Annotated in this window: 10 protein-coding genes and 1 pseudogene; 7 read left to right on the forward strand and 4 right to left on the reverse strand. The window is 43.2% G+C overall.

Going from position 1 to position 13,110, the window contains the following annotated elements; translation table 11 throughout:
• Positions 1-85: 85 nt before the first annotated feature.
• Together Q5873_RS03335 and rlmD are read left to right on the forward strand one after the other, a co-directional pair.
• Entirely contained in the window at positions 86-2,020 is a 1,935-nt protein-coding gene (locus tag Q5873_RS03335; RefSeq protein WP_303059215.1) for an LTA synthase family protein, read from the forward strand.
• 69 nt (positions 2,021-2,089) lie between these two features.
• Complete coding sequence (gene rlmD, locus Q5873_RS03340) at positions 2,090-3,481, forward strand: 23S rRNA (uracil(1939)-C(5))-methyltransferase RlmD (protein ID WP_303059216.1); 1,392 nt, start codon at positions 2,090-2,092, stop codon at positions 3,479-3,481.
• A 311-nt stretch (positions 3,482-3,792) separates the two neighbouring features.
• Here rlmD and Q5873_RS03345 read toward each other — a convergent pair whose 3' ends face one another.
• On the reverse strand, positions 3,793-4,203 hold the full coding sequence (locus tag Q5873_RS03345; protein ID WP_303059217.1) for a hypothetical protein: 411 nt from the start codon (positions 4,201-4,203) through the stop codon (positions 3,793-3,795).
• 184 nt (positions 4,204-4,387) lie between these two features.
• Here Q5873_RS03345 and Q5873_RS03350 point away from each other — a divergent pair, with 184 nt between their 5' ends.
• Entirely contained in the window at positions 4,388-5,512 is a 1,125-nt protein-coding gene (locus Q5873_RS03350) for an IS3 family transposase (protein WP_303059219.1), read from the forward strand.
• A gap of 126 nt (positions 5,513-5,638) precedes the next feature.
• On the opposite strand, the gene Q5873_RS03355 is transcribed toward Q5873_RS03350, so the two are convergent.
• Both Q5873_RS03355 and Q5873_RS03360 read right to left on the reverse strand, forming a co-directional pair.
• Positions 5,639-6,250: an HNH endonuclease gene (locus Q5873_RS03355; protein WP_303059221.1), complete on the reverse strand. Its 612-nt coding sequence runs from the start codon at positions 6,248-6,250 to the stop codon at positions 5,639-5,641.
• Positions 6,243-6,500, reverse strand: a complete 258-nt coding sequence (locus Q5873_RS03360) for a helix-turn-helix domain-containing protein (protein WP_303059223.1) — start codon at positions 6,498-6,500, stop codon at positions 6,243-6,245. The genes Q5873_RS03355 and Q5873_RS03360 overlap by 8 nt, the downstream gene beginning before the upstream one ends.
• Positions 6,501-6,618: 118 nt before the next feature.
• Between Q5873_RS03360 and Q5873_RS03365 the strand changes: the two genes are divergently transcribed.
• Positions 6,619-8,853, forward strand: coding sequence for a DNA-methyltransferase (locus tag Q5873_RS03365; RefSeq protein WP_303059225.1), 2,235 nt, complete (start codon positions 6,619-6,621; stop codon positions 8,851-8,853).
• A 188-nt stretch (positions 8,854-9,041) separates the two neighbouring features.
• On the opposite strand, the pseudogene Q5873_RS03370 reads toward Q5873_RS03365, so the two are convergent.
• Positions 9,042-10,243, reverse strand: a pseudogene (locus Q5873_RS03370) (IS256 family transposase).
• An 852-nt stretch (positions 10,244-11,095) separates the two neighbouring features.
• Here Q5873_RS03370 and Q5873_RS03375 point away from each other — a divergent pair.
• The 3 genes from Q5873_RS03375 to Q5873_RS03385 all read left to right on the forward strand — a co-directional run bounded on the left by Q5873_RS03375 (position 11,096) and on the right by Q5873_RS03385 (position 12,944).
• Positions 11,096-11,380, forward strand: a complete 285-nt coding sequence (locus tag Q5873_RS03375) for a transposase (RefSeq protein WP_028255174.1) — start codon at positions 11,096-11,098, stop codon at positions 11,378-11,380.
• Positions 11,377-12,084 (forward strand): IS3 family transposase, encoded by a 708-nt coding sequence (locus tag Q5873_RS03380; protein ID WP_303059344.1) that lies wholly within the window; start codon positions 11,377-11,379, stop codon positions 12,082-12,084. Before Q5873_RS03375 ends, Q5873_RS03380 begins: the two co-directional genes overlap by 4 nt.
• A 164-nt stretch (positions 12,085-12,248) precedes the next feature.
• On the forward strand, positions 12,249-12,944 hold the full coding sequence (locus tag Q5873_RS03385; RefSeq protein WP_303059227.1) for a DUF542 domain-containing protein: 696 nt from the start codon (positions 12,249-12,251) through the stop codon (positions 12,942-12,944).
• Positions 12,945-13,110 lie beyond the last annotated feature (166 nt).

Consider the following 13,110-nt stretch of genomic DNA (forward strand, 5'->3'; position numbering starts at 1 on the left):
CATGCTATCATATAGGGTAGAATATACATGTAGAGTGTGCAGGATAGATACGTAGTAGACTGGATAGATATTGTTAGGAGGATTCATGAATCGCTATTATCGATTTACAACAGGGTTACAGCTGGACTTGAAGGGGTTCATTTGGTTTTCCATGCTGTTTACCTTTTTTCGGTTTTTGTTTATTTGGTGGTTTAGCAGTCAGTTACCGGATGGGACAACGAATTCCGATTGGTGGTTAACGCTGTGGTATGGGTTCCGCTTGAGCTTGAAAACGGTGGGAATTATTGTGCTCGCCGGTTTTATTGGAGCTACAGTCCCGGAGACGTTGTATCGCAACTGGCCGGGCGTGCGCATTCGTCACTGGATATACATGGCGGCGTCTATGGTGTTTACGATTTTATTTTTTGTGCGTCTATCCTATTATGAAATTTTTAACTCCGGCTTTAACATGATGCTCATTAATGGTATGAAGGATGACTGGTATGCTATTTTGATGACGGGCATTCATGAGTACGGTTTGTTATGGAAGTTGCCGTTGGCAATTCTTGTAGGGCTCGGGATTACGTGGTGCTGTGTTAAGTTCGTCAATAATACGACTAAAATATATCGGTATACGGATCGGAAGGATTTATGTAAAAAGAGTCTGATTTTGGCCGTTCTTATCAGCGTCGTTGCCGTGTTGTGTCGATTTGGCGGGGCGCTGAATTACGAAAAATCCGTCAACTGGGAAAATGCAGCGCGCCTACCTTCCAACCTATTGAATGAGGCGATTTTAGATGATGCACAAGCCTTATATCGAGTGTACAGCATAGAACGTAGACGGCAAAATGCTATGAAAATTCTCTTTTCGCGAGAAGAGCTTAAACAAAAAATTAGTCTTCTAGGGGGGAACGCGAAGGCCTCAACAATTGATGCGGCATTTTCTCATACCATTAAAGAAACTAGGCTAGCAAAACAACCGAATACAGTGGTTATGGTATTGGGAGAAAGTTATGCGTTGTGGCCATTTACAGAAAAATATAATCATCCGGGTGAGTATCTGGTAGAACAAGGTAGAGCTCTAATAGCATCTCCCAATAGTATGTATACAGATGTTATGTTAGCACAGGGAACAGGGACTATGCCGGCGGTTAATGGATTTCTTACCGGACTAGTAGACATCGGCGTGTATCCTAACTACGAAAAGGAAAGTTATCGCCATTTGTACGGAACGGGCATTGCCAATGTGATGAAGTCCCTAGGGTATAAAACAGTATTTTGGTACGGCGGTTTCGGTACTTGGCAGGATGTTCGTCAGTTCAGTTTAGCTCAAGGCTTCGATGAATTTTATGATGCCGCCTCGTTACCGCAAAAGGGGAGCAACGCATGGGGCGTACCGGATAAATCATTATTCGATGGTATCTTGGAATATATGAAGGCACATCCGGGCGAAAAGGTATTTCATTTTGTTTTGACCACCAGCAATCATCCGCCGTATAGCATTGATTTGGGGGAAGCCGGTTTTAATCCGTTGAAGGTAAAGCTTAACGATACGGATACTATCGAACGCACCCGTGACACGATGCGCGAGATGGGACATATATGGTATGCGGATCATACGATGGGCGTTTTCGTTAAAGCCGTAGAGGGTATTGATGCGAATGCTTTGTTTGTCATTACCGGTGACCATGCGGAACGATTTACGTTTGCTAAAGAGGTAGATATAAAAACACAGTCCGGTATTCCGGCTATTTTCTACGGACAAGGGATTAAGAAGGAGTGGTTAGCACCGGATAGTTACGGTACGGCAATTCAGATTATTCCTACCTTGGCCGAGTTGGTAGGGCGCAAGGGTCAAACCTATGAAAGCTTACTGCCCAGTCTATTCGAGCCGATGCCGTTTGCTTTTAATCATCGGTTATGGATTGACCGCACGGGATTGTATGATAAGCAACGGGATATGCCGGATTCCTATAAGGCAATAGTAAGTGCATATCGGGATATTAGCTTATGGCGCGTATTGCGAGGCAATCAGTTATAAGGTGTTGAGCAGAAAATAAATTATTAATTATTAATTACCAAGTAGAGATAGGAAAGGATGACATAAACTATGGGGAAACGAAAACTGGCTGTACCTGTCGCAAAGGGTCAGACGTATACGGTGCCGATTCACGGCATGGGAAGCAACGGCGAGGGCATTGGTCGCGTTGAAGGCTTTACCGTATTCGTTCCCTTTGCGTTACCCGGCGAAACAGTACAGGCTAAGGTAGATGTGGTTAAGAAAAATTATGCCACGGCAACGATTGAAACGATTGACGTGGCTTCGCCGCATCGCATTGAGCCACGATGCTCGGTGTACGGTACTTGCGGTGGCTGTCAGCTGCAGCATGTAAGTTATGAAGAGCAATTAGCGTTGAAAACACAAAAGGTAAAGGATGTCATCGAACGCATTGCCGGTGATGATCCGAATTTGGTGCGATCGACCTTGGGACCGGTGAATCCGTGGCAGTATCGCAATAAGATGCAAATGCCCGTAGGGAGTTCTAACGGTGAGCTGGCCATGGGATTTTACGCACGCGGATCGCACGATATCGTAACGTATGTAGATTGTCATATCCAATCGGAAGCGAATAATGAAATGGCGAAGGTATGCTATTCCATTATGAAGGATACCGGCATTGCGCCGTATGATGAAGTGCGTGAAACGGGCGTAGTACGCCACATCATTGGTCGTGTTGCCAACGAAGGTAAAGAAAATGAAGAGTGGATGCTCATTATTGTGGCAGCTACAAAACAGTTGCCGGAGCAGGATACTTGGGTCAATCGTTTGACGGAGGCTTTTCCAAAACTAAAATCCATTGTTTTAAATTACAATCCAAAGAAAACCAATGTTATCATGGGGCACAAGAATACATTACTTTGGGGCAATGAATATATCAACGATAGTATTGAAGAATTGGATTTCCGCTTGTCGGCGCATTCCTTTTTCCAAGTCAATCCGCGACAGACCGAAGTGTTGTACGATGAAGCGTTGCGATTTGCGGCGCTTACCGGAGAAGAAACAGTTATTGACGCTTATTGCGGTACCGGTACGATTTCATTGTGCTTGGCACGGCAGGCAAAGGAAGTCATTGGTATTGAAATTGTGGAACCGGCTATTATTGATGCACGGGCGAATGCGAAACGCAATGGCTTTACCAATGCAACGTTTATGGTAGCCGATGCAGCAGAGGCTATGCCTACTCTCTACAAGGACGGTGTGCGACCGGATGTTATTGTCTTTGATCCTATCCGTGCCGGCTGTAAAGAGCCGGTGCTGTACGCAGCAGCGGCGATGGCACCGAAACGCATCGTGTACGTGTCCTGCAATCCTGCCTCAATGGCAAGGGATATTGCTATTCTGAAAGAAAAAGGCTATCGGTTGGAAGCAGTGCAACCGGTGGATATGTTTCCGATGACTGCGCATGTGGAGGCGGTAGCATTGATGTCACGCAAGATGTAGTGTTATGTAAATTTTCGCCCTACTATATATTCCAAAAACCTTGAATTAACGCCACTAGATAGGTTGAGGCTGTGGCAAAATTATTTCATCACAAGGTCTAGATTTTTACTGAAGTATTGAATTGCCAGTGTTCGAAATGAATGCGTAAAACAACATAGATATTTGTTTTACGGAACTTTGAATTTGATGGCATAGTAGGGGTCGAGACCTCAACATAGATGATTTTATATGTCGAGTGCGCCAGGTAGATGCCAGAAAAATGAATTAGAAAAAAAGAGCAGGTGCTCCCTTTTTATGGTGAGTGCCTGCTCTTATTCATTTATGTCTACGCTTATGCCGGATTTAAATTCAACAGTGAAGTGCTTTGGAAACACCGTAATTCTTTCAATAAGCTTATGAACTAATGATTCATCAAATGCCGTAAGGTTTGAAGGTTGTCTTTTTATGAATTCTTGCAAAGTTTTAATGCGTTCAGCTACTTCTTTCTGGCTGCGCAGATTATTTTCGGCTTTTTCCTTTTGATCCCGTAGGCGGAAAATTTCATCGGCAATGGCATCATAAGCCTGACGATTGTTTGCCTTTGTGATAAGCTCTTGCTGTAATTCTTCCAGGCGTTTCTGTATCCCATCTGGTGAAAGCGTGTCGGATTTCGTGATGGCTTTTATACGCGATTGGTTTTTGGCATACCAATCAGATGATGCATACGGTTTAGCCCCGGGCAAGCATTACAAATCATATTCTCCTGAACTGAAGTGATCTGCCGTGCAAGACTATCTGTCCGGCAAGGGGACTGCAACGCAGATATGTACAAAATACCGTATCAAATCAGTTAACAGGCTACGTGCTTGGATTAAGCGTTATAATAGTCATGATGAATTCAAACTGCGATCAGGAGGCGGTACTGTCATGACGAAGACACGCAAAACGACCGAAGAGGAACGACTGGAGATTGTAGAGTATTGTATTGCTCACGACAACAACTATGGCGAGGCAGCCTTGAAATACCGGGTATCCTATCAGCAGGTCTACCAATGGGCTAGGAAATACCGCCAGATGGGAAAGGCCGGTCTGCAAGACCGTCGAGGCAAGCGCATTGGTTCAATGCCGAGCCGCACACCGGAAGGAGCGCTGCGCGACCGCGTAGCTGAACTCGAACATCAGAACTGGATGCTCAGGATTGAGCGTGATGTCCTAAAAAAAATCCAGGAACTGTGTGATGCATTGCAGATAACCCGGTCTGCCTATTACCACTGGTTGAACGGACCGAAGAGTCAGCGTGAGCTGACGAATGACAGGCTGGCACAGGAGATTTTGGAAATCTATGAGCAGCATACCGACAAGGGCTACCGCCGCATACGCGATGACTTGAACCGGCGTTATGGTGAGCATGTCAGCGACAAGCGTGTGCTACGCCTGATGCGCAAAGAGCAGATACAGTCCACCATAAAGCATCCGCGTAACTGTTGTACGCGCCATGCATCCAAGCCGCAATACATCGCTGAAAATATACTGGCAAGAGACTTCCGCGCTGAACGTCCGAACGAGAAATGGGTCACGGACGCAACCGAGTTCAAGTTCCAGGACGGACAGGATACGCGAAAACTCTACCTGAGCGCCATCCTCGATCTTTTCGATCGCCGAACCGTAGGTTATGCGATTGGTGACCACAATGACAACAAGCTCGTATTGGATACCCTAGACCATGCCATGAGGAGCAATCCAGATGCCCATCCGCTACTACATAGCGACAGAGGGTTTCAGTACACAAGCCGAGATTTCCACGTACAGCTCCAGAAGCATGGCATGGTACAGAGCATGTCACGTGTCGGTCATTGCACAGATAACGGTCCGATGGAAGGCTTCTGGGGCATCTTGAAGCAAGAGATGTACTACAAGCACCTGTATAAAAGCCGTAATGATCTAGTAAGCGCACTGGAACGCTACCTGCATTACTACAATTTCGAACGACTGCAGCGTCACCTGAGCATTATGACACCGCAGGAATACCATAACCATTATATTGCCGCATAAAAAAGCGGCTCGCCACTCAAGCAAACCGCAAATCCATTATTTTTTTCCGTGCCCTATTGACGGGGTGCACACCAATAACAGAGGTCTCTTTTAATGCTCAGATTATTTGATACATATGAATTAGGATTAATACTTAGAAGATGGATCTATTTTATAAAGACCTACGCGTTCAAGCCAATGTGCCATTGCCCAGGCTTCCTGGAAACGAATATTAGCCATTGTTAAACCATATTCACGGCATAAATCATTGTATTCCTGATATGTTGAGGGCTGTTTTGTTAGCAGAATCCACATCAAAGCAGCTTCAGCAGTAAGGAATGTCTTACCACCATTTTTATGAGAAGGACGTTTTACAACGTTGCATCTTCTGCATCTTAATGTAAGATTATCAACATAGTCTGCTTCACCACCTAGTTCCTCACGGGGAACAATATGATCTGCCTGCAAATCGAAACGTGTATTACAATCTACACATTTTCCATCCTGCTTGTAGAACCATTCACGTACCGTTTCCCAACATTTACGAGGCGGATAGTGAGACTGGAAAGACTTGTTTGAAGCAATGGAGGTGCCTACTTGTGGAGGATTGATCATACCCAAAACACAAGTAGTAATTTCCCTGTAGTTCATCAGTCCGTCATCAACGAGGCCTTCTAATAAAGACTTCCAATTTGCTTCTGTCCATTCAGAATCATCCTCAGGGAAAGATGCAATCATTTTATTAAAATCATCAGTCATTGTTATTTTCCTCCTGTATAAGTTTTTCTAGTTCAGTTACAAAGTCTGGAAAATAAATGCCTAATACTTCGCATATAGATCGTGTTTCTATAATGTCTAAGCGGCGCTGCCCGGACTCGTATTTGCTGACATATGCTTGATCAGAGTCTAATAATGTAGCTAGTTCTTGTTGTGTCATTTTCGAGTTTATGCGATACTCTTTTAGTAATTTCAGCACTAAAATGTATCGTTTATCATAGATTGTTTTCATAGGCACACTTCTCCTTTGAAAATATTGTATAATAACACATAAAATATTCCAAAATCGAATATTTCTGTTGATTAGGGAGTGTCTTTTTGGTATAATAGGCGAAACTGGAGGAATATACGTGGATACATTTTTAAATCATTTTTGTGGAATACTCAAAAATAATTGGAAGCCAAATGAAAACGTATTAGGTGAAAGTGCAAAACTTATCACCTACGCGAGAAATCATGGCTTTAATATATCAACTGAATATGATGAGGTAATTGCAGAATCCATTAACCAGAAGTTAGATTTATGCAAAAAGCAATATCAGCATATTCTAGATGTTGCTTTTCAACAGCGCATAACCTTAAATTATAATCTTAAAAAAGCGATACATGAGTTTGTGACATCTTCTAACAAGCATGGATATATAGAATATTTACATGCGACTGGAATTCACAATGAAGAGTTAGAAAAAGCGTTCGAGGTGGTCACTTTCGAACAAAGCAAGGATGCATTATTAGAGGTGATAAGTAGTGATAAGAAAGCCGCAGAAGTTGTTGAGGCAATCTTTGCAAGAGCTTTTTATAACCTTTTTGAAAAGAAATGCGTAGACCTGTTTTTCTCGAAACAACAGGATTGGGATACTGACTACATTGATTTATTGAATCGACAGTATCCGGATTTCTCACAAAGAACTTCATCATTATGTTTCATTGAAGTAGATGCGGACCGTTTCACAGACAAATATGAAGATGGCTGCAATTACTATTGTAACTATATCAGAGAATACTTTAACAAGTTGGACAACCATACTGATATCATTTTGACGATTCCGCCGTTAGGTGAGATTAATGGAAATGACGTTCAGTGGGAACTCTATGCCGATTTGATTTTATTTGCGGAGAAACATGAATATCATCCAATCGATAGGATGTATTTCAGAAGTAAGAAGGTAGCTGAGCAGACTGCAAGTTACATTAAAAATTTGGATCAAAAACTGGCTCACTTTGAATTTGCGGCAGAAGGATTTGTTTTTAAGGATTGTTTTATTGTTAAAATAGATGGCCAGTCGGGGTATGTTTTAACCTTAATTCTTGAAAAGAATGTTCGAGATGAGCGGCCGATTAATTGTCCCGCATGCAGAAGTCTTAATGTCCAAGGAAATTCATATCCAATTCTTAATGTCAGAAGCTGGGAGTGCAAAAATCCTTTATGTCCAGATAGAAGTAAATACAATAGGGGCAAAAGATTTACATATGTTTCTTATAGAAGACAACGAGCGATGGAAGATGTTCGAAATGAAATTCCATCTGACATTTTAGCGAAGTGGCATTTAGATAGTGTGTCAATAAATGCATACGAAGAAATTTTTGATATGGCTATTCGCTTTTACAGCTATGCAGGTGACACCGTAGAAGTACTTTCAAAGACCCTCAATAATGGAACGGACTATTTGGATCGAGTTATTAAAGAAGCGAAAGTGGAAAGAATCGAAGCAGATGTGTATACCAACTTCATTGCTTCGCCTTATTTTCATAGATTCGGCTATGATAACAATGAAACTGAAGAAATATGCTTGAAAGATTTTACCTACGAGCTCTCGGATCAAAATACATTAATTAATGGGGATTCGAGGAAAATACTTTCAATGATGCCAGATGAAATCTTTAATGGAGCAGTTACTTCACCGCCGTACTATAATGCAAAGTCATATTCTCAGTGGGATAATATATATTGCTACTTATTTGATATGCGTAATATTGCGAAGGAAGTGTATAGAACCTTAAAAGAAGGCGGAGTTTTCCTTTACAACATTTTTGACTACTTTGATAATGAGAGAAATATTGTATTTTCCGCCATGGGCGATAAGCGAATGATCCTTGGAGCGTATACAATTGACCTCTTTAGACGCCTTGGGTTTAAAATAAAAGGAAATATCATTTGGGATAAAGGAGAAATTCAGGGAAACAGGAACTTCAACCAGGGCAATAACACGCCATACTATCAGGCTCCGTTGAATTGTTGGGAACATGTACTGATATTTTCAAAAGGAGAACTGGATGATCACTTTGCGGGACTTTGCTCCGAGGTTAAGAAAATCAAACCGTTTATTAAGTATGTTAAGGGAAAAAATGTCTTGGGACATGATGCACCGTATCCGGAAGATGTCCCTAACCTGCTGATAGATCATCTTAGCCAGGGTGATGTGGTTCTTGATCCATTTTCTGGCAGCTATACTACGGGATTGGCTGCTAATAAGAAAAATATCAAATCAGTATGCATAGAAATGAGCAAGGAATATATTGATCTAAGTATTAACCGATTTAAAAACGAGTCTTTTAGACAATTAGAATTGACGGATATACAATAATACATACTATAGAAAGCCCACGGAAGCTGATCACTTCTGTGGGCTTTCTTTATACGCCAAACTAAAATGGCAGTGTTTCTTCAAATGGTGCTTCTATATAATTCTTCAAGATTTCGAACACATCGGGTAGTGTCAAGATTCTTTCACAAATTCATTTCATCCGCCAGTAAATATCGGCATCATCGGCATCAAATGTATGGATTTTCCTCGTCAGCTGGCTGCTCAATTTCCATCTTGAATAGATGTTCCATGTCCATATAGCGCTTCGAACCCCATTCTGAGGCGGCAACATGGCGAAGTCTGGCACAGATGAGCATCAGCGCACTGTTGCCGTCAGGAAATGCACCAATGGCCCTTGTACGGCGGCGTATCTCGCGATTTACTCGTTCCGGCAAGTTATTCGTGCGGATCCGACTCCAGTGTTCGGTAGGAAAATCCATGTAAGTCAAGGTTTCGCCAACGCTTTCCTCAACCTTCTTGGCTGTGGACAAGAGCTTCATTTCGCGGAGCTTGGCTGCAATGGACACCGCCTTTTCCTGAGCTGCTTCTTTGCTCTCCTGCGCATGGATTGCTTTGAGCATCAAGGTAACCTGCTTCATCTTAGTCTTTGGCGTCACCGTGAAGACGTTCCGGTAAAAATGGACCGTGCAGCGCTGGTATTTGGCTTTAGGAAAGACCACAGGGATGCTTTCCAGCATACCAAGGCATTGATTGCCGACAACGAGACGCACGCCTGTAAGGCCCCGGCTTTTGAGCCAGGTGAAGAAGTTCAGTCAGCTTTCCTTGTCCTCTTTCATACCTTCCGCTGCACCGAGGATCTCACGAAATCCGTCTTTGTTGACGCCAATAGCGACCAAAACGGATACATTCTGAATCTCACCACCCCAGCAGCGCTTGAGGTAAATGCCGTCGACGTAAACGTATGGGTATTCGCCCGTTAAAGGACGCTGACGCCATTCTTCGATGTGCTTGTACGCCTTCTGGTTGAGGTTGCTGATGGTGCCCGAAGAGACTTCGTGCCCCAAAGCGTTTCTGTGATATCTTCGACACGGCGCACGGATACGCCGGCAAGGTACACATCAATAAGGGCTTCCTCGACCGAGCATTCACGGCGTTTGTAGCGTTCGATGATGACCGTCTCGAACTGGATGCCCTTGAGTTTGGGCACGCGCAACTTGACTTCACCGGAAGTCGTGCCGAAATTTCGCTCGTAATGACCGGAACGGTAGCACTTACGGTCTCCCGTCCGCTCATACTTGCCAGCACGGACAAGCTCGTCCGCCTCATGGTCGAGCAGGGCATTCAGTGTTTCTTCTACGCTGTCGCGTACAAGATCCTTTAAATTATTCTTTATAAGATCCTCGTTAAGTTGTATAATATTACTAAACATGGTCTATTGCCTCCTTACGAATTTGGTGTGGTAACTTAATTGTACTAGCGGCAATAGACTATGTCTATTTTTTATGAAATTGAATTTGCGAAATATATTTTACCTTATCTATCTAAATGACAATTCCCGACAAGCCTAACAGCCGAAATCAAAGGTACAGGAGAAAGCAACTTGATCGGTGACCGACTAAGATAAGCGACCAAGATACCGACCAAGTTAACGGCATACTGGGGCTAGACCTTGATCATAAACCGATCGAGCCGAGGAGGGCAGGTCGAGACGATGGCCTCCCTCAAGCCCGCCGTATTATAGGTAGAAAAAGCACGTGGACAAGTTCCCGCAAACGGAGAGCAGGTGTAAAAACGTCGATTTTCGGCTTAGAGCAGTTCCCGCGAACGGGCGGAAATGTGTACGGAATCCAGACATTCAGGTGCTTGTCTCGTGCCATGTGGAGGCGGTAGCATTGATGTCACGCAAGATGTAGTGTTATGTAAATTTTCGCCCTACTATATATTCCAAAAACCTTGAATTAACGCCACTAGATAGGTTGAGGCTGTGGCAAAATTATTTCATCACAAGGTCTAGATTTTTACTGAAGTATTGAATTGCCAGTGTTCGAAATGAATGCGTAAAACAACATAGATATTTGTTTTACGGAACTTTGAATTTGATGGCATAGTAGGGGTCGAGACCTCAACATAGATGATTTTATATGTCGAGTGCGCCAGGTAGATGCCAGAAAAATGAATTAGAAAAATGGAGCTAGTATATAAATAGTACAAGCCAAAATGAGAAATCCTACATACACGTATTGAAGTATAATAGATATAGATTATTCAGGAGGATTTCACAATGGCAAAACAACATGACAAACAATTTAAACTGGATGCGGTCCGGTATTATGAGGACCATCAAGACCTTCGAATGCGAGGATGTGCGCAAAATCTTGGAATTAGTTACAGCACATTAAGCAAATGGGTAAAGGAATTCAGAGAATCTGGAGATATTGTTGTTCGTGGTTCTGGTAATTATGCCTCAGATGAAGAAAAAGAAAATGCTCGACTCCGCCGCGAACTCCGTGATACTAAGGACGCACTTGATGTGTTAAAAAAAGCCATCGGCATTCTGGGAAAATAACACGCTCTGTTTATACAGAAGTTTTTAAAAAGACGGAGGCTGCTAAAAAAGAAGGGCGGCAAGCCTCCGCCACCTATATGCGCCAAATCGGTATTCGGGCACAATGGGTAAAACCATGGATTGCTACCACACAACATTCTAACTTTGGCGAGGAACTACAGAATATTTTGCAAGAGCAGTTCAACCCAGATACACCTAAGGCTGTTTGGTGTTCCGATATTACATATATCTGGACGGTCAACGGATTTGTATACTTGACGAGCATTATGGACTTGTACTCCCGCAAGATTGTCGCTTGGACTCTTTCCAAGCGACTTGATGTATCTTGTGTCGTCAAGACAATTACGAAAGCAAAAGAACGGCGAAACATTACGAGCCCACTACTTATTCATTCCGATCGCGGTAGCCAATACGTGGCAGATGAGTACAAGAAAGCAACGAAGAAAATGCAACGTAGTTATTCTAAAAAAGCGTATCCTTGGGATAATGCCTGCATTGAATCATTTCATGCCTTGATAAAACGAGAGTGGCTTAATCGTTTTAGAATTCATAATTTTCACGAGGCATACTGTTTGGTATTTGAGTACATAGAAGCCTTTTATAACACAGTGAGAACACATAGCCACTGCAACTTTCTTTCTCCTGATGAATTTGAACGATTGTATAAAGCGCGCTGTAAACACTCTAAATCACTTGCCAGCTGATACAAAGGCGATATTTTCATTTTAGGTTGCACTAAATATTGACATAGGACCAATATTTCTATGTTGCAAATACGACGGATACCCCTGCCGCTGTCTGTTATACTCAAGATGTTCCAAGAAACCAATGCGTGAAAATAGATTATGCGAGAAAAGGAAGCGATACTATGATTACGAAAGACATGACCTTAGCTGACGTTGTAAAAGCCCATCCGAATACAATTGGATTCCTTAATGGTTTGCATCTTGATTACTGCTGTGGCGGCCATGACCCCATTGCCATGGCTGTCCGTGAAAAGGGCCTGGACGTGGATAAATTCCTGGCCGAACTCAATCAGGTAGCTGCCAAAAAAGCGACACAGCGGGATGTCCATGACGATATCGAAGCGTTCAAGACGCTTAAAGTCACGGAGATGCTTGACGATTTGGAAGCGACGCATCACGTTACAGACCGCAGACTCATGGCTGAAACAGAAGAACTCCTCAACAAGATCCTTATCGTCCATTATCCGCATCATGGTAAAATGCTCACGCGCCTTCATCATCTCTATGCCGGCCTGAAAGCAGAACTGGAAGAACATTTTGCCAAGGAAGAACAGCTCGTGTTCCCGCTGATGCGCCAGCATCCGCATCCGGACAGCCAGACGCTGGCACTTATCCAGGACCTGGAAACGGAGCATACCGGTGCCGGCGACGTCATCAAAGAAATCCAGGAATTGACGGATAACTTCATGCCACCAGCAGATGCTTGCCCGACCTTCCGCCACACGTATGTTGTCATGGAACAGCTCTTTGACGACATCTTCATCCATATCTTCAAGGAAAACTCCATCACCTTCCCTGAATACGCCGAACAAGTCTAACGATAAGAAAAAAATCACCTGTTTCAAAGGTCTGATTCGGATCTTTGAGACAGGTGATTTAAAATACAAAAATAGTCGCTCAATAATTTAATGACAAATTTTGATGAGGTTTTCCAAGTCGGGATAAATCCCATAGTAAGCATTACACCTTTTCAGCTTCAAGGAG

This window comes from Veillonella magna (assembly GCF_959600285.1).
In the GTDB taxonomy this organism is placed as follows: domain Bacteria; phylum Bacillota; class Negativicutes; order Veillonellales; family Veillonellaceae; genus Veillonella_A; species Veillonella_A magna.

Excerpts from the sequence above, each read along its gene's own strand:
- Q5873_RS03335 (WP_303059215.1), top strand. The coding sequence starts at position 86 with ATGAATCGCTATTATCGATTTACAACAGGGTTACAGCTGGACTTGAAG.
- rlmD (WP_303059216.1), top strand. The coding sequence starts at position 2,090 with ATGGGGAAACGAAAACTGGCTGTACCTGTCGCAAAGGGTCAGACGTAT.
- Q5873_RS03350 (WP_303059219.1), top strand. The coding sequence starts at position 4,388 with ATGACGAAGACACGCAAAACGACCGAAGAGGAACGACTGGAGATTGTA.
- Q5873_RS03355 (WP_303059221.1), bottom strand. The coding sequence starts at position 6,250 with ATGACTGATGATTTTAATAAAATGATTGCATCTTTCCCTGAGGATGAT.
- Q5873_RS03360 (WP_303059223.1), bottom strand. The coding sequence starts at position 6,500 with ATGAAAACAATCTATGATAAACGATACATTTTAGTGCTGAAATTACTA.
- Q5873_RS03375 (WP_028255174.1), top strand. The coding sequence starts at position 11,096 with ATGGCAAAACAACATGACAAACAATTTAAACTGGATGCGGTCCGGTAT.
- Q5873_RS03385 (WP_303059227.1), top strand. The coding sequence starts at position 12,249 with ATGATTACGAAAGACATGACCTTAGCTGACGTTGTAAAAGCCCATCCG.